The organism is Moorena sp. SIO4A5, from assembly GCF_010672005.1.
Taxonomy (GTDB): domain Bacteria; phylum Cyanobacteriota; class Cyanobacteriia; order Cyanobacteriales; family Coleofasciculaceae; genus Moorena.
In genome coordinates this window covers 1-25,079 of sequence record NZ_JAAHHZ010000091.1, presented here as the reverse complement: position 1 = coordinate 25,079, position 25,079 = coordinate 1, and the positions used below count along the sequence as shown (strand labels likewise).

21 protein-coding genes and 2 pseudogenes are annotated in these 25,079 nt (G+C 43.7%); 8 read left to right on the top strand and 15 right to left on the bottom strand.

The genetic code is table 11. The features are described 5' to 3' along the window. Positions 1-214 precede the first annotated feature (214 nt). On the top strand, positions 215-1,933 hold the full coding sequence (locus F6K57_RS23885; RefSeq protein WP_293071089.1) for an ABC-F family ATP-binding cassette domain-containing protein: 1,719 nt from the start codon (positions 215-217) through the stop codon (positions 1,931-1,933). 74 nt (positions 1,934-2,007) lie between these two features. Here the strand turns inward: F6K57_RS23885 and F6K57_RS23880 are convergent, their stop codons facing one another. The 3 genes from F6K57_RS23880 to F6K57_RS23870 form a co-directional block, all read right to left on the bottom strand. Continuing rightward, positions 2,008-2,955, bottom strand: coding sequence for a circadian clock KaiB family protein (locus F6K57_RS23880; protein ID WP_293017656.1), 948 nt, complete (start codon positions 2,953-2,955; stop codon positions 2,008-2,010). 138 nt (positions 2,956-3,093) lie between these two features. Then, the gene (locus F6K57_RS23875; RefSeq protein ID WP_293045137.1) at positions 3,094-4,419 is read right to left on the bottom strand and encodes a PilT/PilU family type 4a pilus ATPase; all 1,326 of its coding nucleotides are present in this window, start codon (positions 4,417-4,419) and stop codon (positions 3,094-3,096) included. 130 nt (positions 4,420-4,549) lie between these two features. Further along, positions 4,550-4,696 (bottom strand): hypothetical protein, encoded by a 147-nt coding sequence (locus F6K57_RS23870; protein WP_293045139.1) that lies wholly within the window; start codon positions 4,694-4,696, stop codon positions 4,550-4,552. A gap of 831 nt (positions 4,697-5,527) precedes the next feature. On the opposite strand from F6K57_RS23870, the gene F6K57_RS23865 reads away from it, so the two are divergent. Continuing rightward, positions 5,528-5,902, top strand: a complete 375-nt coding sequence (locus F6K57_RS23865; RefSeq protein ID WP_293017653.1) for a hypothetical protein — start codon at positions 5,528-5,530, stop codon at positions 5,900-5,902. 214 nt (positions 5,903-6,116) lie between these two features. On the opposite strand, the gene F6K57_RS23860 is transcribed toward F6K57_RS23865, so the two are convergent. Together F6K57_RS23860 and F6K57_RS23855 are read right to left on the bottom strand one after the other, a co-directional pair. Next, positions 6,117-6,347, bottom strand: a complete 231-nt coding sequence (locus F6K57_RS23860; protein ID WP_293045141.1) for a hypothetical protein — start codon at positions 6,345-6,347, stop codon at positions 6,117-6,119. Between the two features lie 17 nt (positions 6,348-6,364). Next, complete coding sequence (locus F6K57_RS23855) at positions 6,365-6,487, bottom strand: hypothetical protein (protein WP_293017651.1); 123 nt, start codon at positions 6,485-6,487, stop codon at positions 6,365-6,367. A gap of 404 nt (positions 6,488-6,891) precedes the next feature. On the opposite strand from F6K57_RS23855, the gene F6K57_RS23850 reads away from it, so the two are divergent. After that, positions 6,892-7,245 (top strand): hypothetical protein, encoded by a 354-nt coding sequence (locus F6K57_RS23850; protein ID WP_293071061.1) that lies wholly within the window; start codon positions 6,892-6,894, stop codon positions 7,243-7,245. A gap of 519 nt (positions 7,246-7,764) precedes the next feature. On the opposite strand, the gene F6K57_RS42130 is transcribed toward F6K57_RS23850, so the two are convergent. From F6K57_RS42130 to F6K57_RS23840, 3 genes are read right to left on the bottom strand one after another with little or no spacing between them, the layout of a single operon-like run. Beyond that, a complete protein-coding gene (locus F6K57_RS42130) occupies positions 7,765-9,543 on the bottom strand; it encodes a HEAT repeat domain-containing protein (RefSeq protein WP_364303932.1) in 1,779 nt (592 codons plus the stop codon). Beyond that, a complete protein-coding gene (locus F6K57_RS42125; RefSeq protein ID WP_364303930.1) occupies positions 9,486-10,688 on the bottom strand; it encodes an NACHT domain-containing protein in 1,203 nt (400 codons plus the stop codon). The genes F6K57_RS42130 and F6K57_RS42125 overlap by 58 nt, the downstream gene beginning before the upstream one ends. 33 nt (positions 10,689-10,721) lie before the next feature. Next, positions 10,722-10,850: a hypothetical protein gene (locus tag F6K57_RS23840; RefSeq protein WP_293071059.1), complete on the bottom strand. Its 129-nt coding sequence runs from the start codon at positions 10,848-10,850 to the stop codon at positions 10,722-10,724. A 283-nt stretch (positions 10,851-11,133) separates the two neighbouring features. Here F6K57_RS23840 and F6K57_RS23835 point away from each other — a divergent pair, with 283 nt between their 5' ends. Beyond that, positions 11,134-11,943 carry a carbonic anhydrase family protein gene (locus F6K57_RS23835; protein WP_293060058.1) on the top strand — a complete coding sequence of 270 codons (810 nt, stop codon included), beginning with the start codon at positions 11,134-11,136 and terminating at the stop codon, positions 11,941-11,943. Between the two features lie 410 nt (positions 11,944-12,353). On the opposite strand, the gene F6K57_RS23830 is transcribed toward F6K57_RS23835, so the two are convergent. Both F6K57_RS23830 and F6K57_RS23825 read right to left on the bottom strand, forming a co-directional pair. Continuing rightward, complete coding sequence (locus F6K57_RS23830; protein WP_293071057.1) at positions 12,354-13,532, bottom strand: agmatine deiminase family protein; 1,179 nt, start codon at positions 13,530-13,532, stop codon at positions 12,354-12,356. Between the two features lie 26 nt (positions 13,533-13,558). Beyond that, positions 13,559-13,744 (bottom strand): hypothetical protein, encoded by a 186-nt coding sequence (locus tag F6K57_RS23825; RefSeq protein WP_293060070.1) that lies wholly within the window; start codon positions 13,742-13,744, stop codon positions 13,559-13,561. Between the two features lie 264 nt (positions 13,745-14,008). Here F6K57_RS23825 and F6K57_RS23820 point away from each other — a divergent pair, with 264 nt between their 5' ends. Both F6K57_RS23820 and F6K57_RS23815 read left to right on the top strand, forming a co-directional pair. Further along, entirely contained in the window at positions 14,009-14,878 is an 870-nt protein-coding gene (locus F6K57_RS23820; RefSeq protein WP_293071055.1) for a Uma2 family endonuclease, read from the top strand. 83 nt (positions 14,879-14,961) lie between these two features. Then, positions 14,962-15,711, top strand: a complete 750-nt coding sequence (locus tag F6K57_RS23815) for a Uma2 family endonuclease (protein WP_293039629.1) — start codon at positions 14,962-14,964, stop codon at positions 15,709-15,711. 56 nt (positions 15,712-15,767) lie between these two features. On the opposite strand, the pseudogene F6K57_RS23810 reads toward F6K57_RS23815, so the two are convergent. The 5 genes and pseudogenes from F6K57_RS23810 to F6K57_RS23790 form a co-directional block, all read right to left on the bottom strand. Further along, positions 15,768-16,380: pseudogene (locus F6K57_RS23810) on the bottom strand (Uma2 family endonuclease). Positions 16,381-16,815: 435 nt separating this feature from the next. Then, positions 16,816-18,399: an NAD(P)H-quinone oxidoreductase subunit 4 gene (locus tag F6K57_RS23805; RefSeq protein WP_293071053.1), complete on the bottom strand. Its 1,584-nt coding sequence runs from the start codon at positions 18,397-18,399 to the stop codon at positions 16,816-16,818. 104 nt (positions 18,400-18,503) lie between these two features. Next, positions 18,504-20,570 carry an NAD(P)H-quinone oxidoreductase subunit 5 gene (locus F6K57_RS23800; RefSeq protein WP_293017632.1) on the bottom strand — a complete coding sequence of 689 codons (2,067 nt, stop codon included), beginning with the start codon at positions 20,568-20,570 and terminating at the stop codon, positions 18,504-18,506. Between the two features lie 734 nt (positions 20,571-21,304). Beyond that, complete coding sequence (trxA, locus tag F6K57_RS23795; protein WP_293017631.1) at positions 21,305-21,736, bottom strand: thioredoxin; 432 nt, start codon at positions 21,734-21,736, stop codon at positions 21,305-21,307. An 86-nt stretch (positions 21,737-21,822) separates the two neighbouring features. Beyond that, a complete protein-coding gene (locus tag F6K57_RS23790) occupies positions 21,823-22,539 on the bottom strand; it encodes an NnrU family protein (RefSeq protein WP_293017629.1) in 717 nt (238 codons plus the stop codon). Positions 22,540-22,756: 217 nt separating this feature from the next. On the opposite strand from F6K57_RS23790, the gene F6K57_RS23785 reads away from it, so the two are divergent. Both F6K57_RS23785 and F6K57_RS23780 read left to right on the top strand, forming a co-directional pair. Continuing rightward, on the top strand, positions 22,757-23,770 hold the full coding sequence (locus F6K57_RS23785; protein ID WP_293017627.1) for a LysR family transcriptional regulator: 1,014 nt from the start codon (positions 22,757-22,759) through the stop codon (positions 23,768-23,770). 177 nt (positions 23,771-23,947) lie between these two features. Continuing rightward, a pseudogene (locus F6K57_RS23780) lies at positions 23,948-24,952 on the top strand (transposase); the annotation flags it as partial. Positions 24,953-25,079 lie beyond the last annotated feature (127 nt).

Below are 25,079 nucleotides of genomic sequence, written 5' to 3'. Positions count from 1 at the left end.
CAGGGGATAATCGGGGCTTGGCACCATTGATGCAAGAGGTCTACTGTAGGTGGCGGTTTCCAGGGATAATCTGCTGTAGATGGGAAAACTGAGAAGGACTAATGGTCAAAGGAACAGGGGAATCCCTGTCAGCCACACTTCTCTAGTCAACCCGACAGCAACTTGGGATCAGGACTAAAAGTCCCCAGCTAAAATTTTCCTTGGAGACATCTTAATGCTGCGACTCGAACACATTAGTAAAGTATACCCCACTGGCGAAGTTCTAAAGGATGTCAACTGGGAAGTTAAACCAGGCGATCGCATTGGCTTAGTTGGCGTCAACGGTGCCGGGAAATCTACCCAACTAAAAATTATTGCTGGAGAGATGGAACCCACCAGTGGTGTTGTTATCCGTCCTGCCAGTCTTCATATCGCTTACCTCACCCAAGAATTTGAAGTAGACCCAACCCGCACGGTTTCAGCAGAATTCTGGACGGTATTTAAGGAAGCTAACCAGGTAAACGAGGAAATCCTACAAGTGCAAAACGCCATGGAAATGGCTGATGAAGCAGAATTGGAAGGACTGATTAGAAAGCTAGATAGGTTGCAGCGCCAATTTGAAGCCCTTGATGGTTATGGCTTACAAGCAAAAATTGACAAGATCTTGCCGGAGATGGGATTTGAGCCACAGGATAGCGATCGCTTAGTGAGTGCTTTCAGTGGTGGCTGGCAAATGCGCATGAGTTTAGGCAAAATCCTGCTCCAGAAGCCAGACGTCCTACTGATGGACGAGCCGACTAACCATCTTGACTTGGAAACCATCGAATGGTTGGAAAAGTATCTCAAGGGTCTGAAGACCCCAATGGTAATAGTATCTCACGACCGGGAGTTTCTTGACCGCCTCTGCACCCAAATTGTGGAAACCGAACGGGGTGTCTCGACTACCTACCTAGGCAATTACTCAGCTTATCTCCAGCAGAAAGCCGAGATGCAGGCAGCTCAACTGAGTAGCTACGAGCGTCAACAAAAGGAAATAGAAAAGCAGCAAGCCTTTATTGAGCGTTTCCGTGCTAGTGCAACCCGGTCTACCCAAGCCAAAAGCCGAGAGAAACAATTAGAAAAAACTGAACGGATAGAAGCCCCCACTGCTAATCTCAAAACCCTGAAATTCCAATTCCCTCCTGCCCCTCGTAGTGGTGTTGAGGTAGTCAAAATCAAGGATTTAGTCCATGACTATGATGACAAGATTTTATTTCTGGGAGCAGACTTGTTGATTGAACGGGGCGATCGCATAGCTTTCATCGGTCCCAATGGTTGCGGTAAATCCACCTTACTCCGCATGATCATAGGAATGGAACAGTCCACAGAAGGAATAGTAACACTGGGCAAACACAATGTCATTCCTGGTTACTTTGAGCAGAATCAAGCAGAAGCCCTAGAATTAAGCAAAACGGTCATGGAAACCATCCATGATGAAGTCCCAGACTGGAAAAATCAGGAAGTGCGTACCCTATTGGGACGGTTTCTGTTTACTGGGGACACGGTATATAAAAAGGTTGAGTCCCTTAGTGGAGGCGAAAAAGCCCGCCTGGCCTTAGCCAAAATGCTCCTTGCTCCCGCTAATTTACTAATTCTGGATGAGCCGACTAATCACCTGGATATCCCAGCCAAAGAAATGTTGGAGGAAGCACTCGGTACCTATGATGGTACAGTAATTATTGTTTCCCACGACCGCTATTTTATCTCGAAAGTGGCAAACAAAATAGTAGAAATCCGGGATGGCGAATTCTGCACCTATCTGGGCGATTACCACTACTACCTCGAAAAGATTGCCCAGGAAAAAGAAGAAGCTCGGTTAAAAGCGATCGCTGCGGCCAAAGCGGCTAAAAAAGCTGCCAATGCTAGCAAAAAGACCAAAAAGACCAAAAAGAAAGCTGCTGCTAAACAAAAGTAACATATAGCAGTTCTCAATACCAAATTGAGAACTGCTATATTAGCTATTACCGATTAAAATTACCGATTAAAAGCTTATTGCTTAAGTGCTGAGGAGTTAACTATATTGCTGGTTAATCTCTGCAATACCTGATCAATATCATTCAAATCACCGATAATCCGCCGGACAGGCTCGGGCCATACTCTGAGTAGTGTTGGTGTAGCCGAGATCTGATCAGTTTCTGCCAGTTCTGGGTGCTTGAAAACATCAATAATTTTTAGGGTATAGGGATGACCTAAATGATTCTCTAACAACTGGTATAGACTCTTGAGAGTATACTCAGTTTCTGTACTATGTCCGGAAACGAACAAACGCAGGACATAGCTATGGGTAGGTTGTGCCTGGGAGTGAGACACATCAGGCAAGGATATCCTGGATAAAGAATCAGGTTTGGTGACATCGGTGACAGTCAGTGAGTCTGTACTATCAGTGGTAGACTTAGATAAAACGGGCAGCTTTTCCATAGCTCTCAAATGCTCCTGAGGTGAAGATCTGCCAGAGTTTTGGTTAGTAACCCTTTCTGGCAAAACGTCTTCTGTATCGCAGTAGGATAATGGCTCTGGGCGGTCAATGCGCAGGATCAAGTCATGGTTTTCCCAGAGTTGGGGAAACTGATTGCGATAAGTTTCTAGCACCGCCGGGTCACAGGACTCTTCCTCCCAAGGGGCTACTTGCCAAATCAGGTTGTCTGTGCCAAATACTGCATTTAACAATGCCTGATGATGTTGCACCAACCAATGAATTTCTGCTGACATGCGCAACTGATTGGTTTGAGAGTCCATCCACCGATCAATGGTGGCAGTATATCCCGGGACTAAAAAATGAGGTGGCTCTGGTAACCCCAGTATTTCCTGTAAACTCGCACACAGATGCAGATGCCAGTGACTCTGCTTATTAAAGTCAATGCTATATACTAGATCTTCCCCTGGTGTAAATATAGCAATACCTTTAAACAGTTGGGGCGAGGGGGTTTCATCCAGCATATGCTAGTACTATGTCAAAATTATTTTAATACTTTAAGTGTTAGGTTTTAGGTAATGGTTTTAGGGGTTAGGGATTAGGAATTAGGGGTTAAGTGTTGATCCCTAATTCCTAATCCCTAATACAAGTGTGGCTAATCCCTAGATCCGACCGCGCAACATCATTGCGATCTCGTTGGGAGTGGGTGACTTTTCCAAGGCAGTTTCCTCAGTAATACGCCCCTCTTGGTAAAGAGCGAACAAGGATTTATTTACAGTAACCATACCGTCAAATTCACTGTCCGCCATCAGTTGTTCAATTTCTTCGTATTTGCCCTTGAGGATGTAATCCTTAATGGATTCAGTATTAATCAGGATGTCATGGAAAGCAGCACGCTTGCCATCGGTAGTACGACACAACCCTTGGGAAATCACTGCCACTAGGGCTTCTGATATAGCCACCCGCATGGGAGGCTGTTCTTCTGGATTGTAGAGATTGAGAATCCGCTCAATGGTTTTGACCGCACTGTTGGTATGCAAAGTACCCATGACCAAATGACCAGTTTGAGCAGCCTTCAGAGCTGTATTGACTGTTTCTCGGTCTCGCATTTCCCCAATCAGAATCACATCGGGGTCTTCCCGCAAAGCAGCTTTCAAGGCCCGGTCAAATTTACGGGTATGCATTCCTACTTCCCGCTGTTTAATCAGAGATTTCCGACTTTGGTGGATAAATTCAATGGGGTCTTCAATGGTAATTATATGTCGCGGCATCTCTTTGTTCATATAGTCTATCATGGCGGCCATGCTGGTAGATTTTCCGGAACCTGTCGGACCGGTGACCAAAATGAGACCTTTATGGTAGTGACAGACATCTTTCAGGATTGCAGGCAACCGCAACTGCTCAAGGGTCAATATCTTCAGGGGAATAATCCGCAAGACCATGGCAGGACCAAGAAGACTATCGAAGATATTAATCCTGACCCGACTAAACTCGTACTGAGTTGCCCCATCAAATTCCAACTCTTCTCTAAAGCGTCGGATTTCTTCATCAGTCAGTATTTCCTTGAGCCAACAGCTAAATGTTGCCTGATCTGTGACTGGATACTCCGTTGGCTCCATTTCCCCACGATTCCGGAAACGGGGAGTTTCACCAACACCTAGATGAATATCAGAAATTCCTTTCTCAAAGGCCTGACGGACAATGCTTTCTAAGCTTGACTGTCCAGGAGGCAGACCGATGTTACTGGGTGTCTGCTGGTGCTGATTGGCGGATGGTTTGGCTTGGACCTTAGTGGCTGAATTCTGAGCTGCTGTGGCCACAGGGCGAGGGCGTGAGGCTACTGGGGCACCGGCTTGACGGCTTCTTGGAGCCATGGCTCTTGGTTGTGCAGGTCTTGATTGATTGGCTTGAGCAGATACTGGTCTAGACGCTACATTCAAAGGCGGTGGTGCTGGTGCAATGCGGGGTGAACGCTGTGGGTCTGTCATCTTTCAACTACCAACTACAGTTGGGCTACGAGAATTTATTTTACAAACTCTTACATTAAGTTTTCCCAACAGTTAGGGTTGAGTATAACTTATAACAGTTCTACCTTAGGTAAGGGATTTTCGTCCTGGGTTAATGGCAGTAGGGAGTAGGGAGTAGGGAGTAGGGAGTAGGAAGTAGGGAGTAGGGAGTAGGGAGTAGGGAGTCGGCAGTAGGGAGTCGGGGTAGGAAAATTGAGTGTACCTGATAAGTATAAGAAACGCTATACACTAATTTCATGTCTTCGAGCTATAAATGGTGATGAGGTGATGTGTTTATAGGACTATGTATGTTTTGAAATTCCTTAGCTGTCACCATCTAATTGTTTGTTATTGTTTGTGATTGTTTATTTTTGAGTAAGCAGCAAAAACTCTAAAACCCTCTCCCCTGCTCAAAACCAGATTTAAGATCACCGTGAGGGCCCAGACCAAGCCGTGAGGGCGCAAGCAAAGCGCCCCTAAGATTCAAAGCACCCCTAAGATTAGGGTTGACCAAGGGACGGGGGGGAAGTCTTAATCACAAATACCTAATCACAAATACCTAATATGAGTAATTATGCGTAATTATCAGTAATTATGCTTAATATGATAAAACTCCTCAATTTGGATAATATATATTAAGCAAATTATAACAAATGTTAAGCAAATCGGATTCAAACCCTCACCCATCCTGATCCGATGCCCGACCCTAGCTCCCTTTCTTGTTCTTGCGACTCTATAACTGATTCGGTCTATATAACTCTAACTATAACGCTATAACTGATTGGGTCTATATCTTCGGTCTATGTATCAGCGATGAAAAATTGATTCATCTGTCTAATGGTAGATTATCGGTCTGTCTTAAGATAACCAATAATTTCCGGCTTTTAACGATTGTAACAATTTTGATACATAGGTCGGACGAGTTGACTGTAAACTTTTTTGACAAAAGGTTCATCTTCATCAAAATTTTACCTATACTTGAACTCACCTAGAAAATTTCAAATCAAAGAATTTACTCAAGGACAGACCCTGTCAATCAAGGGCAGACACTGTCAATTCATTTTTTTTAATGATTACTGGAGAAAACACCATGGCATTAACCACAAGTCAAAGCTTGACACAAACTGATTCATTAGCAGTGGTCAAAAGCTTTTTAATTTGGGCATTTACCTTGGCAGTTTGCTTACTGGTTGTCGGTTTTCCGTTGATTGTATTGATGGTGACCACCGGCTCTTTGTTAGCGATCGCTCTACAATCGATTCTGCCGGTTAGTGCTGTATTACTCGTAGCAGGGAGTTTGATTGGAGTAAATGTTTTAGCAGTGGTATTAGGTGCAGGAGTCTTAACCTTTAAGGGGGTTCATCCTCAGGAAGTTCGTTGGTTAAATTGGCTACATGGCGAGCCTGATCTGATCCAGACTCCGGTTTATGCCGCTTGCCCCCTCACCTGTAACATTATCAGATAGTCACATAGAAGGTTTCTGAGCTGGCCCTAGTCTGGGAATGTTAATAATTGATGACCTTTTAGGATCTCAAAAAAGGGTACAAGGTGTGGGAGTGTTTTCTCTTTTCAGTCTAAAGGTCATCAAGGGTCAGCACCCTGCCCGTTCATAGACGGGGCTTCCAAACATTCCACGATTTTTTGTAATAAAGCCAAGCTTTGGTAAGTTGATTGGTTTTTCAGCAATTTTCCCGGTCTTGACCGGGTTTTTTGATGAGAACATTCAAGAGTATCCTACGAAGGTTTAAGGTTGCAGGTTGAAGGTTGCAGGTTGGGTTGAACGCGCACGCGTGGCCTTTTGGCCAAGGTTGCAGGTTCCGTAGCGTGGCCTTTTGGCCAAGGTTAGTCGTTCGCGTAGCGTGGCCTTTTGGCCAAGGTTGGTCGTTCGCGTAGCGTGGCCTTTTGGCCAAGGTTGGTCAAAGGTTGGTCAAAGGTTAACGGTTGCTTCGCTACCAATTACCCATCTCCTCATCTCCTCATCTCCCCATCTCCCCATCTCCCTATCTCCCCAGACTTCCCACCCTCCCCACACTTCCCACACTTCCCACACTTGCCACCCTCCCTCTAATTATGGGTATTCAACCTGACTTGATATTAGGGGGGATTCCTGTTCCCTACCTTGACAAGTAAATTTTAAACTTGGGGCAATCACTAAGTTTATACTGCCATGATCCAGAATACAGCTATTAGCTAAAAAAATTACCCTTCTAATCGTTAGATTGTAACTATTTATTAAACAATTTGATAATTTTATTGATTTTTTTGGTTTTATTGTTGACAATAATAGTAGCCATTGGTTACAATATATTCATTGGAAAAAGAGCCGCGCTCATCGGCCACCAACCTGGAAGCGCGGCTCTCCCCCCCAAGTTACATGGAGGTAATTCTATAATAATGGCAAAAAAACGATTTGTTTATCATTCCATCGATTATCACGAAGCGTTCGCGTAGCGTGTGCGTAGCACAATGGAGCGCCTTGAACAGCTTGCACAACAGAGGGAGTTAAAGGGCGAGAATTCCTATCCCTATCCCATCACTGAGCGAGAGCAAATCCTAATCCGACTGTATAGTTACTGCGAATTGGGTATGACACCGCAACGGTTTTACAGTAAGTGGGACTTGAGTCGGGAAGAGATGGCTTTAATCTGCTCTTGTTCCGTTCACACTGTTAACGGCTGGTTTAACACCAGTCGTCGCTGTTACCCTCCGACTCCTGGTCACTTGCGCCATCTGGCCATTATGGATTTGTTGTTGGAGGATTTCGAGACAATTCCTAAACCGTTATTGGAGCGATTGTTCTCGAATTAAAAATGAAGAATGTAGAATTAAGAATGTAGAATTAAGAATGTAGAATTAAGAATGTAGAATTAAGAATGTAGAATTAAGAATGTAGAATTAAGAATGTAGAATTAAGAATGTAGAATTAAGAATGTAGAATTAAACACCTACACAGAATTAATTACCTACTCTCAATTTATGTAATCCTTACATTGTAAGGCTTTGGTTTTTGTAAAATGTGTAATCATTTTTGTGTACCTGCTTACAAATTCTAAATTATAAATTCTACATTCTTAATTCTACATTCTACATTCAAATCTATTCCCATGGTTTGATTTTCACAATTCAAACAGGGATGCTAGACTGGATTTAATGTAACCTAAAATGACTCTCCCAAGGTTTTCGACTTTGGGAGTGCTTTACTGGCTGTTAAGCAATTTACTATATTTCATAATACTTATCAAGCCTTTTTGGGTGAAGTAAACAAGTTTAGAATTTTAGGAAACAGGGAACAGGTAAAAAATCCTGTGTACTTGATTACTATCAGAACTACCGTAATTTTGCTAATTTCTCTTGAGCAAACTCCCGCAGTTTAGGATCGGAGTCATGCTCTGCTCTATCGAGCAATAAGGATCGGGTTTGGGAATGGTTAGGATAATATTCGAGGATGGCATTAAGGGCTACTTGTCGAGGATTGTCATCCCAGCTTTTCTTGCGCTCAAAAAGATCATTGAGAGTGCGAACGCATAAAAATTCAAATAACCAAGGCTGATTGGCCGTAGGCCACGCTACGCGATCGTGCCAACCTTGAGCTAACTGTTGAATTGCTGTAACTCGCACATACGTATCAGTATCAGAGCGAGCGGATTCTTGAAGTAGGGCTAAGGTATCTTGGTGGTCTTTGTAACATTGAGCTAACTGTTGAATTGCTGTAATTCGCACCTCCCAATCAGTATCAGAGCGAGCCGATTGTTGAAGTAGAGGTAAAGTATCTGGGTGGTATTTGTAACATTGAGCTAACTGTTCAATTGCTGTATCTCGCACCCACCAAGAAGTATCAGAGCGAGCCAATTGTTGAAGTAGGGCTAAGGTATCTGGGTGGTCTTTGTAACCTTGAGCTAACTGTTCAATTGCTGTAGCTCGCACCAACCAAGAAGTATCAGAGCGAGCTGATTGTTGAAGTAGGGCTAAGGTATCTGGGTGGTCTTGCCAATGGGTTGCTACTGCTACAACAACTTTAGTGAGAATATCACTATCACTGAATCTTTTTATATTTTGATCATGATCAATTAAGTCTTTGAAGTGATTCAGCAATCGAGTATCCGTTGATTTAATTTCATACCGATTCCTGACTTCAGACAAAAAATCCGCTGCCAGAAATAAATTCCCAAACTTATTACTTTCTCCATCTTGTGCCATCAAATACTCAATAATCTCTCCAGCTTTAATGGAATCAATCATGCCCACAATCAACCTGAGCACTTCATGCCAAGATTCATCCCGCCAGTGCTTAGCAAATACCTCAGTTTTCAACTGTTCTAGGGAAATATCCTGTTTTTTTTCAAATTTCCTGACAAATTCCCAAGCACAGAAATATTCCAAAAATGTCCGATGCAAAAAGGCGTAGTAATCTGCTCCCATGAAACACAAGATAAAATTGCGGGTGCGCAACTGATTAATCATTACCTTAGCAACGGCTCTGGGATTAGTAACGTCTCGTAATTTCAGCTCCTCTTTGATAATCCTTTCTAAATCCTCTCCACTAATCAGATTTCCCGCTAACCCTGCTTGATTGCCCTGCATAAAATATGCCACTTTACCGAGCATCTGTTGCTTATCTTTATAATCGATAGTCTTGGGATCAACACGATTATCTTCTAGTAATGCTCGCTCTACATCCCATTGATAAAGCAGTAATCGAGACGCTTGGTTATAGAGTTCAGAGCGGTCACGAGGCAATTCTTGATTGCGGTTCAGGATTGCCATCATGGTTAGTAATAGGGGATTTCCCGCCAGTTGTCGAATCGGGGAGGATGTGTCTATTGCTTTTTGTAAGCGCTCCTGTTTCCTAACTTTATCGGCTTGATTCGTAAAGGTTAACTCATGCCAGTGGTGGATAAAGGTTTGAATTTGTTCCGACTCCAAGTCTTGGAGCATCACATGACGAAATTGAGCATTTCGTAGCCGTTGGGGTTTATAACCAATGACGCGAGATGTAACAATTACTCTTACCTTAGGATAGGTATTGGTAAAGCGATGAATATCGGTAATCACATCTTCTCGTTTGCCTGGTTCAAACACTTCATCCAAGCCATGGCCGTTGGCCACGCTACGCGAACAAACATGACTAACAGCTTGCCAGCCTTTAACTGGTGATGCAGTTGATGTTGATTGATATGACAGATGGAGCCACTGCTTTGATGGCAGAATTCCAAGAAGTTATTACACTGTCCACTATCGCGATTGCGGATATAGGTGCGTAATTCAATCAGTAATGGAATTGGTAGAGAAAGGGCAGTAGTCAAATCTGTTCTTGCCCACTCCAATGCTAAATACTGGAGCAACGTAGATTTACCAGAGCCTGGGTCTCCTAAAACCACCAAATAGCGATAGCCTTGAGAGTCATTAATAACATCCAATACGGATTTAAGCGGCTGTTGATGATAAAGGTCTTTGGCTCGTTTCAACTCCTCTAGAGCAATTGCTATATCTAGTTGATCACTGTCTCCCAGTTGTTTATAATAATCTTTAGGAAGTTCATGAAGAGCTGACGGCATCAGGTCATGAACCTCTCGCACATTTTGGGGGATAAATATCCTCCAGAGTTTTAGTTCGTTATAGGCATAGCCACTGGTATCTAAACTATCTAAGCCCAGATTACCGTAGCGCTCTAGGAGTGCTTCTTGATAGGTGCTTAAGTCAAAGTCTGGGATAATGCCTGCGTTAGCTTTTGTGTTGTTTGCGATCGCATCCAAGGTTTGGGAATCTCGGATAGGCCGCAACTGATCCGATTCCCGGATGATAGTGTGTACTTGCTTGAGATACTGTCTAGCAATATACTTCCAACGAAATTCTTCCGGTAATGGTAATAACTTAAGCTCAATCCAAGTCTTAGCTAATGTCTCAGTATCTAGTTGCTGACAGCCATATCTAAAGGCACTGCCTAGGATAGCTTTAATGGATTTGTTCTTAATATACTGCTTGAGGGGTTTAGTATACTGTTTTAATTCTTGCTTGGATAGGTCAGCATCGTCCAATTCCTTTTCAACTAAGGCTACAAATTCTTTTAAGGCTTTACCGAAGAGTTTTTTCTGGGTAGTTTGATCGGATAGTCCAGTATAGTCTTTGATAGACTCTTTGAAGAAGTCTTTGGTGTAGTCTTCTAGAGCGTCTTTTGCCAAGGGACCAATTACTTCTTTAGCGAGATAGCCACCGGCACTAGAAATTCCCCAAATTGCTAACCAATCCAGCATGATATTGGTAGTTTTTTTTTGATTTATTTCTCATTATAGAGAAAAGGGAAAAGGGAGTAGGGAGTAGGGAGTAGGGAATCGGGAGTCGGGAGTCAGGAGTTTGACCCGGTGGTGCGTTACGGGCCGGGCTGTCTCAACCGATGTCAAGAGGCGTAAAATCAAGGGGAGCCCGTCCCTAACACACCCTACTGGCTACTGGAAATAGATTCATCGCGCGAATCATCAGAATCAGGGGATGTTTTTAGCTGTTTTTTTTATTTATTTTAGAGAGAAAAACAAGCCTTGGCATGGGGTTTGGATATTTGAAGTGCGGGGGCCGTTTTTTTGGTATTATCAATATATAAGCGTACACGGAGCCACTTTCGATGTCGCTGTAATTTAATCTAAGCAATAGGTTCAGGCATTTTATCCAACTGGTCTGTACCCAGTAGTACATACATTAGTAATGACAATTTGGCACATGAGGCAAGAAGTGTTATTTGTATCTGTTGGACTTGGATTGGTAATTTTAGCCAGTCATGAGACCCCTGCACATGCACAACTCGAACAAAGTCCTATTGACATACGCTCTGAAAACAAAGTAGATAGTCTACCTTCCCTAAATTTCACCTACAGTGATGACACTGAACTAGCAATAATTAATACTGGTTCACCCGACGAGTTCGGCACTATTGAAGCAGTTGTAGAGGATGGTGCAGGTATTCTGGAGTTTGAATCTGAAGAATTTGAACTTAAGCAGTTTCACTTCCATTCGCCCAGTGAGAACACACTGGATGGACAAGCTTTTCCAGGGGAATTGCACCTGGTTCATGAAAGTGATGATGGTGATTTATTAGTAGTTGCCAGATGGATTGAAGAAGGTAAATTCAACGTATTGCTAGACCCAATATTTTCAAATTTACCGCCACAAGAAACGAGTACTGAGATTCCCATCAATAACTTTGAGCTGAGTAGTTTATTACCCAATGATCTATCCTCATATCAATTTACTGGCTCATTGACAACGCCACCCTTTACTGAGGGCGTAAAATGGGTTGTGCTGAACGAAACACTCGAATTGTCCCAAGGGCAACTTGACAATTTTCAGACGCTCTTTCCCAATGGCAATGCTCGCGATGTACAATCCCTCAATAGTCGGATCGTTCAGACTGATATTGTAGCATCTAGTGCCGTTCCCGAACCCGCTTCTACCCTTTCTCTTATTGCTTTGGGTGTTATTGCAGCTGGCGGCACATTGAAAAAGCAGACAGCATAAAGAGCTGACTCAATAGCTGTTTAAGGGAGGTCGCCATCTCCTTTATCCAGGGGTTTTTTGAGCCTGGTAGACTCAATTTGTATATAGGGAATTTCTTTATTACAAATTGAGTCTACGGGTGCTGTATCACCTTCTGTGTCTAGGTTCTCAGTCTTTAAACAGCGATCGGCAAAATTCAGCGCCAGGAATTGAGAAAAAGATTTGAGGCTGGTGAATTTGATGGTATCTTTTGAAAGGCTGAAGTTAATAACCTGTAGTTTGAGCAGATTATCAAGAAAATTATCTAGGAATTAATAATATAAAACTGTCATAAAATCAGAGACTATTTGTTAAATTTTGCTTAAATAGTTATTTGTGTAGAACAAGCATGTTGGTGGAACAGGCATCTTGCCTGTTTCCTGCCCCAAAATTTACTGATTGCTGACTGCTGACTGCTGAATGCTTACCCCATTAGCAACAGGTACCTGTTGGGTAATACAATGAACTCCTCCTCCACCTTCAGCTAGTATTAAACTATCCACACCAACAACCTTCCGCCCAGGGAAAACCTCACGCAGAATAGCAAGGGGAGCATCATCTTGGCTTGAGTCACCAGCAACTGGAACGATCACAGCATTATTAGCAATATAAAAATTCATATGAGCAACATCTAAGCCAAGAGGAATCTCAACAATCTCAAACTTACGTCCGCGAGCATCAGTACTTTGTTGTAATCGATGCTTAGCATCCCGACAAATCTTGTAGTTTGGATCATTCCTATCATCAGTGCTATGGAGTAAGACCAATCCAGGTGCGGCAAATGCGCAAATCCCATCCACATGTCCATCTGTCACCGGATCAGGTACGATACCACGACCTAGCCAAACCACGGTTTCAGCCCCGAGATAGTGCTTCAACAATCTCTCAACTTGAGACTTACTCATGGTGGGGTTGCGATTAGGGTTAAGTAAACATTCCTCAGTGGTGATAATAGTACCTTCACCATCTAATGTGACACCACCGCCCTCCAACACTAGAGAGGATAAGTACATGGTAGTATCAAGATAGTGAGACAATCTCGCCTTTAGTAAAGCATCGTCGTGATAGGGGGGAAACTTACCACCCCAACCGTTGAAAGTAAACCCAGCTACCCGACGTGAACCCTTGCCGTTCACCAAAAACATCGGACCGGAATCCCTTGCCCAGCCATCGTTTACGGGAAACTCAATCAGTTCGATATCGGAACTCAACAAGCCCTTAGCCACACCCTTGTCTTGAGGATGAACAACCATCGAAACCGGTTCAAACTCATTGACAGCATTCGCCACTGCTGCCCATTCCCGCCTTGCCTTCTTCAGACCATACCCTTTCCAATTCTGAGCTGGAGGAAACACCATGATCGTGAATTCATGGGGTTGCCATTCCGCCGGAAAGAAAAAGCCATCCTCAAGGGGTGTTGTCTCTTGTAATAACGTCACTCCAGTGCTGCTATAGTCCGGCATTTCACTACTACTAACCTCAGTTCTCACCCTTGAGCAAACTGCTGACCAACCCAAGGCACTAGCAGCTGAAAGAACACTTAACTTTAGTAACCTTCGACGATTCAACATAGCGTTTATCTATTCTAGAGTACTTATCACTTGGGTAGGGAGTAGGGAGTAGGGAGTAGGGAGTAGGGAGTAGGAATTCTCCCATACTTCCCACCCTCCCCACACTTCCCACCCTCCCCATAGTTCCCACCCTCTCCACACTTCCCTCTCTCCCCACACTCTTCTTCTCTCCCCACACTTCCCACACCTCCCATACTTCCCACACTTGCCATGGTTTTCGATGGTTAATGCTAGCAGCTTTATCATAGAGTGGCTCAAATGTCCAGTGACAGGTGATCTGTTTTTTCTACTGATGGTCAAATTAAGGTAATTAGAGATTCTGTAATGCGGTGTGATTGCAATTACACCTTTGGGTAATGGGGAAAGTGTTTTCACCATTACCCTTCTTCCCCATAGAGAAAAGGTTCACTAATGTAAGCTATCAGCTATAAGTTTCAAGTTTCTAGTTTCAATTTTAATCAGAAGGTGTCTTTCCTATGACTAAAGTACCTATTACTAAAATAACTGACGAACTCAAAACCGAAATTTTCTACCCCGATAGTGATGGTAAGCCTATGACAGAAAGTGATCCTACTCGGGATTATCTGATTTATGGCGTAGAAGCCTTAAAAAGTTATTTCAAAAATCGGGAAGATGTTTATGTTTCGGGTAACTTATTTATTTACTACCAGAAAGGAGAACCCGATCAGGTAGTCTCTCCTGATGTATTTGTGGTTTTTGGCGTGGAAAACAAACAGCGAAGAAGCTACAAGGCTTGGGAAGAAGGAGGAAAATTGCCCAGTTGGGTATTAGAAATAACCTCAAAAAGCAGCCGGAATAGTGATCAAACCACAAAACGCAAACTATACCAAACAATGGGAGTATTAGAATACTTTCAGTATGATCCTACCGGGGATTATCTTAACCCGCCACTTAAGGGATTACGTTTGGTGAAGGGAAAGTATCAACCTATCCCCAGCAAGCCCTTAGGGGATGGAGATTTTTCTATTGATAGTGAAGTGTTAGGTCTAGAGCTGCAAGTGCATCAGGTAAAACTAGAATTTTTTGATCCGAAGCTGGGGAAAAAGCTATTAAATTTTCAAGAACTGGAGATAGCTTATCAACGAGCAAAGTTAGAGCAAACCGCAGAAACTCAAGCCCGACAACAAGCGGAGTTAGAGCGAGCTGCTGAAGTTCAAGCCCGACAACAAGCGGAGTTAGAGCGAGCTGCCGAAGCTCAAGCCCGACAACGAGCGGAAGAAGGGCTACAGAATGCTATTTCCCAGTTATTAAGCTTAGGCTTGACTGTTGAACAGATAGCTGAAGCACTAAATTTATCAGTGGCAGAGGTTAACCGTCACATTTAAATTGGTTATTCCCCCTTACCTATTCCCTGTTCCCTATTCCCTATTCCCTATTCCCTGCTCCCTACTCCCTTGCTGAATGACCAATGACTAATGAGCAATTAAAACCTAAATTTTTCTACCGCAATACTAATGGTACACCAATGGCAGAAAGTGACCCTAACCGAGATTATATCATTTATGGCGTAGAAGCCTTGAAAAACTATTTCAAAAATCGAGACGATGTTTATGTTTCGGGTAACTTATCGATTTACTACCTAGAAGGCATATATGATGCCGTAATCGAGCCTGATGTATTTGTGATTTTCGGAGTAGAAAATAAACTACGAAAACACTACAAAGTTTGGGAAGAAGGCGGAAATTTTCCGAGTTGGATCTTAGAAGTAACTTCAATAAGTACTAAGGGAACTGATCAAAGGTTTAATCGCCAAACATACCAAGATATGGGAGTATTAGAATACATGCAGTATGACCCTGTGGAAGATTATCTCCAACCACCCCTGAAAGGATTACGTCTGGTGGAGGGAAACTATGAGCCTATAGCTAGCAAACCTTTAGGAGATGAAGATTTCTCGATTTACAGTGAAGTCTTAGGTCTAGAACTTCAAGTGAATCAGGGAAAATTAGAGTTTTTCGATCCAAAGTTAGGTAAAAAGCTATTAAATTTTCAAGAACTGGACATGGCTTATGAGGAAGCTGAACAAGCACTACAGAAAACTGAACAAGCACTACAGAAAGCTATTTCCCATTTATTAGGATTAGGGGTGAGTGTGGAACAGATAGCTGAAGCTTTGAGTATATCAGTAGAAGAGGTTAATCACAGACTGCAAAAATAACTAAGGTCAGTTTTGGATAAGAAGGAGCGAAGGGAGTAGGCTGAAAGTACTACCCCTCAACCTTCCCAAATTTCTTCCATAACCATGACAAAACCAGGCAGCACTGAATCATCCCCCTTGACCGTAGCGGGATTTTCCAATTGCTCCACATCAGCACCAGGACGGTAAATATACACCCGACGACTATTTGGCTCAATCAACCACCCCAACCTCGCACCATTGTCCATGTACTCCTCCATCTTGTCCTTGAGGTCTTTTACCCTATCACTGGGGGAACGCAACTCAATCACAAAATCTGGGCACAGAGGAATAAATTTTTTCCTTTGTTCTTTACTCAGGGATTCCCACCGCTCCAGCTTGAGCCAAGATGCATCAGGAGAACGATCTGCCCCATTGGGCAGCCTTATTGCCACAAGAAGACTCAAAAACTTTCCCTAGCTTTGTTTGGCGGTTCCATAACCGTAGCTGAAAATTAATGTCGGAATTTCTGTCAGATGTTTCACCTCCTGTTGGGGGCATAACAATTATTTCTCCGTCTAATGTGCGTTCAATACGTAAATCTCGATTAACCTGACAAAACTCAAAAAATTGGTCATCATCCATATCCAATGCTGGAGGCATCCTCAGCACAATGGGATTAGTTTCAACAGCTGTGGTGGCTAATGTCATGATTTAGCTACTTCCCGCACAAGTTTCTTATATTTTAAGATCAGTTTTGGTTAAGCGATCGCTAGCAATAGCTTCTCTAATATCAAGTTCGGTTGAATACCCATAATAAAAGTGTGGGGAGATGGGGAGATGGGGAGATGGGGGAGATTTTTATTAAGGGTAATTATCCTGACATGATATAAGGGAGCTTTTTGGGGGCTTTGGCAACAAAAAAATGTAGGGGTTGGTTCATACTACCCCTACATTAAACGCTGCTAATTTGTTAATCACTAGTATGGTGGGCAAACTAATCTAGTCTCGAATACTCAAAACAATAGAACTGTTTTTGCCCACCCTACTAAGCACCATTAGTAATCTAGTCTCGAATACTCAAAACAATAGAACTGTTTTTGCCCACCCTACTAAGCACTAGTCAACGGTAAACCAGATCAATCCCTAACGAGGAGCAATGGATGGAGCGACAGAAACTATTGGAGCATTTTCTAGTGCTACTGGTGCTTCGTTGACCAAGGTTGGTACAGAGTTGCGGAGTCGTGCGGTTAGCTGGACTGTGGTAGCGTCATAGATCTGAGTCACAATTTTCGGATACAAACCAATGCCGATAATTGGTACTAACAGACAGGCAATAATAAACACTTCCCGAGGTTCAGCATCAATCAAGGCTTCGTGGGCGACTAATTCCTTGTTTTCCGGACCGTATAAAATCTCCCGCAGCATGGAGAGCAGGTAAACTGGTGTTAAGATAACCCCGATAGCTGCCAGGACGATCACTAATACTTTGAACAAGGAACCGTAAGCATCACTGGTGGCAAAGCCAACAAACACCATCACTTCTGCCACAAACCCACTCATTCCGGGTAATGCTAAGGATGCCATGGAACAGGTTGTCCACATGGCGAACATTTTGCCCATTCTCTTACCAACACCCCCCATCTCATCGAGCATCAAGGTATGGGTACGGTCATAGGTAGCTCCTACTAAGAAGAATAGGCTGGCACCAATTAAACCGTGGGAAATCATTTGCATCACTGCTCCACTCATGCCTAAGTCGGTAAAAGAAGCAATACCAATTAAGACAAATCCCATATGGGAAATGGATGAGTAAGCAATCTTACGCTTGAGATTACGCTGGGCAAAGGAGGTAAGGGCAGCATAGACAATATTGACAATCCCTAAAATTATCAATACGGGAGCAAACACGGCATGGGCATCGGGTAGCATGCCAGCATTCATGCGGATTAGGGCATATCCCCCCATTTTCAGCAGAATGCCAGCCAGGAGCATGTGTACCGGTGCTGTGGCTTCCCCATGGGCATCTGGTAACCAGGTATGTAGAGGGAAGATGGGTAGCTTGACCCCGTAAGCAATCAGGAAGCCTCCGTAAAGCAATAGCTGGAAATTGAGGGCGTAATCTTTGAGGGCGAGCGATCGCATATCAAAGGTTACGGTATCTCCATAGAATGCCATGCCTAAGGCAGCTAGCAAGATAAACAGGGAACCCCCTGCGGTGTAGAGGATAAACTTGGTAGCTGCATAGAGACGCTTTTTGCCCCCCCAGATTGACAGTAGCATGTAAACCGGAATTAACTCCAGTTCCCATACCAAGAAGAACAACAGCATATCTTGAACAGCAAATACAGCAATCTGACCACCGTACATTGCCAACATCAGGAAGTAAAATAGCTTAGGCTTGAAGGTTACCGGCCAAGCTGCCAGCATCGCTAGGGTAGTAATAAAGCCAGTCAGTAAAACAAGAGGCATGGATAAGCCATCTACACCTACTGACCAATTCAAGTCCATTTGAGGCACCCAGCTGTATTTTTCGACCAGTTGCAGTTCTGGGTTGCTCAGGTCGTACTGGGTCACAAAAGCATAGACAATTAGGGCAAAATCAATTAGCCCGATAATTAAAGAGTACCAACGCTCCCAAGTCCCATTTTTTTCTGGCAGAAACGGGAGCAGAAGCGATGCCGCAATCGGAAACAGAATAATTATTGTTAGCCAGGGGAAATCTGTCATAGTCAACTAGTCAGTCACCATTGGTCAAAATAAAATTGCAAATTGTTAATTGTTAATTGTTAATTGTTAATTGTGTATAAACAACTAACAATTAACAAAGCAGGTCAGGTCACACCTGAGACAATTACTAAACCCAGTACTGCGAGGAAGACAATTAGAGCATAGAATTGGGCACGACCGTTTTCTACGTATTTCAGTGCTTCACCACTGAGCAGGGTGAAAAAGCCAGTCAGGTTGACTACACCATCAACGATACGGTAGTCTACTTCCATAACTTGCCGTGCTAATCGACGGCTTCCCTGAACAAACAGCCGGTCATAAATTTCATCGAAGTACCACTTATTGAGAGACAGCTGATATAGGGGCTGGATTTTTTTAGCGATCGCATTGGGGTCAATCTTGCCCTGTAAGTACATCAGTACCGCAACGGAAATCCCAATCAGACCGATTCCCACGGAACTGCCGCCCATAATCAGAAATTCTGACCAGTCAAAGGCTTCTGCTTCTGCCACGACTTCGGCTATGGTTTCACTGGCTGGGTGGATAAATTCCTCAAAGTAGTTGTTAAAGGGAGTTCCCACCAAACCAATCAGTACCGATGGCACGGCTAACACTAACAACGGTAGTGTCATCGTTAAGGGTGACTCATGGGGAAACTCACTGTGGTGGTGGTCGTGGTGATCATCGTCAGCCTGAGCCTCAAGTTCCCGTACATCCATAGCACCAGGACCAAAAGCAGGTACAGCTACACCAGCAGCTTCTTTGAGTTGATGACGAATTTCCATCTCATTGCCCCGAAATTCCCCTTCAAAGGTGGAGAAATACATCCGGAACATATAGAAAGCAGTCATTCCAGCGGTCAGCCAGCCAATTCCCCAAAGTATTGGACTTACCTCAAAAGTACTGCCTAAGATTTCATCTTTTGACCAGAACCCTGCGAAGGGTGGAATTCCACAAATTGCCAAGGTTCCAATTAGGAATGTCAGGGAGGTAATGGGCATAAACTTACGCAAGCCTCCCATTAACCGCATATCCTGAGCCAAAATCGGGTCATGGCCAACCACAGCTTCCATACCGTGAATTACTGACCCAGAGCAGAGGAACAGCATGGCTTTGAAATAAGCGTGGGTCATCAGGTGAAATAAGCCAGCACCATAGGCTCCAATGCCCATTGCCATTACCATATAACCCAATTGAGACATAGTTGAATAGGCTAACCCTTTCTTAATATCATTTTGAGTAATAGCAATGGTTGCCCCTAAGAAAGCGGTAAATGCTCCCGTCCAGGCAATCACAGTCATGGCGACTGGAATCCCTTCAAACACGGGGTACATCCTCGCAATCAAAAACACCCCAGCGGCTACCATAGTTGCGGCGTGAATTAGGGCAGAGATTGGGGTTGGGCCTTCCATGGCATCGGGAAGCCAAACGTGGAGGGGAAATTGTGCGGATTTAGCCACCGGACCGAGAAACACTAAGACAGCGAACACAGCTGCCATGCCTGCACCCAGGTAACCGGATTCGACAAAGGCTTCCAGATTGGCTCCCATGGCATCAAAGTCGAAGGTGCCAGTTGCCCAGTAGAGTCCCAACATGCCTAACAGCAGACCAAAGTCTCCGACACGGTTAGTCACGAAAGCTTTTTGACAAGCATCTGCTGCTGCCTTACGGTCATACCAGAATCCAATGAGCAGGTAGGAACACATTCCCACCAGTTCCCAGAAAATATAAACTTGCAACAGGTTGGCAGAAACCACCAAACCGAGCATAGAGGAACTAAACAAGCTTAAATAAGCATAGAAGCGCACATAACCGGGGTCATGAGCCATGTAGCCATCGGTATAAATCATGACCAGAAAAGCTACGGTGGTCACCACTACCAGCATCAGTGCGGTTAAGTGATCGATGGTATAGCCCATCATTAGGTGAAAATTGCCAGCAGCAGCCCACTCCAGGGTGCGTTGATAGGGTTCATGACCATGAAATTGACTCCAGAGTATAGCAAAGGAGAACACCATGGACGCCCCCAACCAGGAGACAATAAATACAGCTAACAGCTGCCGCAGACGGTTTGTTGCTCTATTGAAGGAAATTAGCCCCAGACCAACCAGCATTGCCCCTGCCAAGGGAAACACTGGGATTAGCCAGGCATATTGATAAAGCGGTTCCATTGAAGACAGCCTACTTCAGATTTCGTTACTATTTTGGCAAACTGTAAACCGCTGATGTCTAAAGTTTTTCTTTTTGTTTGTCTGTAGAAGGCCAGATCCTTTAATCTCAACTGCACTATAGCAGCCTAGACCATGGACTCACGGTTGGCATTGGTTTGCGGTGACTACTACCAACAGCCGCCATCCGGTGAATAGGCCACTAAGGTCTCATATCTGATACAAATCTTAACCTTTTTAGTAATCTTCATTACAAAATATCTGATCAAAACGAGTAATCATCAGATAATCCCAATATTTGATGAAAATAATAAGAAAATTTAATTAACAAAAATTTATCTTTTTGGCACGGATACTTTCCCAATTCCTAGCCATGAAAGTGGTATAATATAACTTTTATCAATTCACAGGGACAGTTCAGGCACAAGAGTCAGAAACCAATTAGTAATTGGTAATTGGTAATTGGTAATTGGTAATTGGTAATTGGTCATGGGAAAGGGAAATTGGTCATGGGAAATGGTAAACCCACAACCTGGTTACCGATGACCAATTCAATGGCTAATTAGGTTAAGAGTCGCTAATTAGCTAATTAGTTTAAGTGAAGGTTTTAGGCTTTTAGGTTGAATGGCTAAGGGTGTTCTGACCCAGTTCCCTAGCGCCGGGTAAAGCAGGTCGGGTGTCAACAGCTTTCCTTGTGTACCATTACCCTCTTGCACCTAAGACCTAAGACCTAAGACCTAAGACCTAAGACGTAGAATTTCTCTAGAGGGGATATTGGCCGAAAAAGCTTTCAAACCTTGGCGCTGCCTTTTATCCAACTCCTTGGTCAAATCTGGGTATTGGCAGTGTGATTTGAGCAGCCTGGCAATTTCCCTGAGCAGCTCATCCCGACCTTGGAAACCTTCTATTCGTGAGACCAACTGACCTTGCTCAAAGAATAGCAATGTCGGTAGGGTCTTGAGTCGATAGGTATTGGCAAGCTTGAGATTGTTATCGGCGTTTACTCTGACAACCTTGACATCATTGCTTCCTTGAGCTTGGAATTCCTCAAGTATGGGGTGAACAAACCGGCATACTCCACACCAGGGAGCCCAGAAATCAACGATAACTGGCTCAGAAGAGTCTAAAACTGTTTTTGAAAACGTCCGTTCATCAACAGACAATACCATGATTTTTTGAAATATAAGGGTTTTTAGATTTGTTTGGGATCATGCTACATCGAATCGGGATCATCTGAGCAACAGAAATGTCCTAATTACCAATTTACTTGGGCTACAGCTGTAATCATGAGGGGATGTACCCACCACAACAGCCCAGTAAAACCGATGACTCCTAGGTATGCCGGACGAACAAACTCCTGCCATCTCAGGAATTGACGTCCCTGGATAATTGCCAAAAAAGGGATTACGGATGTGCGAGCTTTGAGTGCACAAAAGGCTTCTCCATGCCGTGCCAACAACCGGCGGTCTCCATGCCAGACAGCGAAAAGATGGTGGAGAATTAATCCCACGGAGGTCAATAGGGTAAAGGTGCTACCAATCCAGAGGGTATGGGCAATACACCATATTACTTGTCCTACCATTTGGGGATGCCTGGTAACCCGCATAATGCCAGACTCATACAGATGGACTTGGGGCTTTTGAATCGCAGCAATTTCTAATAAATTAAACGTAGCTGGATAAAGAAACAAGAAAGAAATGACTGAAAGCCCCCATACTAATGACTTAATACCTGGCAGGTCCTGAAGGAGCCACAACTGTATACCATCATATCGATGGTTCAAAAAGTAAATAATTAATACAACTGCTAGCGGAAGACTCACTAAAGCAAAGACAATACGATAAAGCCTTGGACCAATTATTTGTTCACCCTTAGAACGCAGGGCGGCTAAACCACTATGAGCGATCGCAAAAGTCAATAGCAACCCAAACATGACAAAGTGGCTGACACTCAGCCAATTTGGAAATACCATAGGCAAGGGTGATAGATGGGAAATAACGCTCTATTATAGCAAAAAAGCGATGCAGAGGTGCGACCCGTGGCGAATTTAATTCGCCTACGGAAAAAGCACCATTACGGTCTTGGGGGTCCCCCCCATGAGCGACTGCATCAAGACGGAGTAGGAACTTGAGTCCTGGTTATGTTAGTTTCGATTTCAGCTCGCTCCTTTCTGTTAATGGTTTAGCCCTATGTCTGACCTACCTTTTTCTCTCGATCAACTCCGTATACTCAAAGCGATCGCTACTGAGGGGAGTTTCAAGCGTGCTGCTGATAGTCTATACGTAAGCCAACCTGCTATCAGCCTGCAAGTACAAAATTTAGAGCGACAGTTAGAGGTGCCGTTATTTGACAGGGGTGGACGCCGTGCCCAACTGACGGAAGCTGGACACCTGCTGTTGGACTATGGGGAAAAAATTCTGGCTCTATGCCAGGAAACCTGCCGAGCCATTGACGACTTACAAAGTCTCCAAGGTGGGACCTTAATTATTGGTGCATCTCAAACTACCGGAACCTATCTACTACCTCGGATGCTTGGTATGTTCCGACAAAGCTATCCTGAGGTGACAGTACAATTACAGGTTCACTCCACTCGCCGCACTTCCTGGGGTGTAGCCAATGGACTAGTGGATTTAGCCATTATTGGTGGTGAAGTTCCCCCAGAACTTCAAGAAACCTTGACCATTAGTCCTTATGCTGAAGATGAGCTAGTACTAATCTTGCCTGCATTTCATCCCATGGCTAATTTGGAGAAGATCCAAAAAGAAGACCTGTATAAGTTACAGTTTATTGCCTTGGACTCCCAATCCACCATCCGTAAGGTAATTGACCAGGTATTAGGTCGCAGTGGCATTGATGCTAAACGGTTTAAGGTGGAGATGGAACTTAACTCCATTGAAGCGATTAAGAATGCAGTACAGTCAGGACTAGGAGCTGCCTTTGTATCGATTACAGCTATTGAAAAAGAATTACAAATGGGGGTGCTACACAGGGCAAAAATAGAGGGAGTAGTGGTTAAACGGGTATTGTCTTTGGTGATTAACCCCAATCGTTACCTTTCCAAAGCAACAGAAGCCTTCTGTAGGCAGATTTTGCCCTTGTTTGGCTCAGTAGCATGGCACGGGCAATCCTTGGCACTATCAGGGATGGTAACTAATCCTAAAAATTTAGAAGTGGATAGCCCCCACGCTGAAGCTGGGGGTTGAAAGGGTTGAAAACAAGTGACCAAAGACCCTGAGGGCGCAACGCCCCACCGATTCTATCCATGGGGTTAGCCCGAACAGGAATTTATTCCCTAACTGCCCGGAAATTTTCGTCCTAAGATATCGACTATAATAGAAAGCAATGCATCAATACCAAGGAGGTGATTTTAAGTGTTGGTTATGGAATTCAAGGCTGTCCTTAAAGAGCCTCAAAAGTTGGCAATAAATGAAGCCATTAGAACGGCTCGTTTTGTCCGTAACAAGGTACTTCGGTATTGGATGGACAATCGTGGAACAGGGAAGAAAGAACTCTATCGATACAACACTCAACTAAGGGAAGAGTTTGAATTTGTTAAAGACCTCAATAGTCATGCTTGCCAAGCCTCTGTTGAGAACGTAGAACGTGCTATCAAACGTTTCTTCGATAACTGCAAAAATAAAATTCCTGGAAAGAAGGGTTATCCTCGTTTCAAGAAACATTCTAGATCAGTGGAGTATAAGCAATCTGGATGGAAGTTATCCCCAGATAATAAGTCCATAAAATTCACCGACAAGAAGGGTATCGGAAAAGTCAAGCTCAAGGGGACCTGGGACTTGTGGAGATTCGAACAAAAATTAATCAAGCGAGTTCGGATTGTCCAAAAAGCCGATGGTTACTATGTCCAGTTTTGCGTCAAAGTAGACAATTCAGAACAATTAGAAGCCACTGGCTTTACTGTTGGATTGGACGTAGGCTTGAAGGAGTTTTATACCGACTCTGACGGATACTCTGAACCTAATCCCAGGTTTTACAAAAAAGGTGAAAAGCACTTAAAGTTTTATCAACGTCGAGTTTCTCGAAAAAAGAAAGGCTCTGCTAACCGTAAAAAAGCAATTAATAGACTAGGTAGGACACACCTTAAAATAAGTAGACAACGTGAAGAGCACGCCAAGAGACTGGTTAGAAGTTACCGTAAGATAGTGGAGCCTTATTACAAAAGATTTAACCCTTTTATGCAAAGCCGAACACCCATAAAGGCTCCACTATCTAAGGTTTCGTCTCCGGCGCGCTGCGTAATCCGGTCTAACGACCTGGTCGCCTACGTTCGCGCAGCGTGCCGAAGGCAAGATTTAAGAGTTAAAAACCTGGTTAAAAACCACTGTTTAGCTAAGTCTATTAACGATGCAGGTTGGTACCAATTTCGAGGTGCGATTCGTTAGCTATAAACCTTATCCAATAAGGATTTGGAGGATTAGCTGCTTGGTTAAATGAACCATGACAACTTGATAACCATGGTGGTGAAATTCCACCCCTCGTGAAATCCGAGTGACA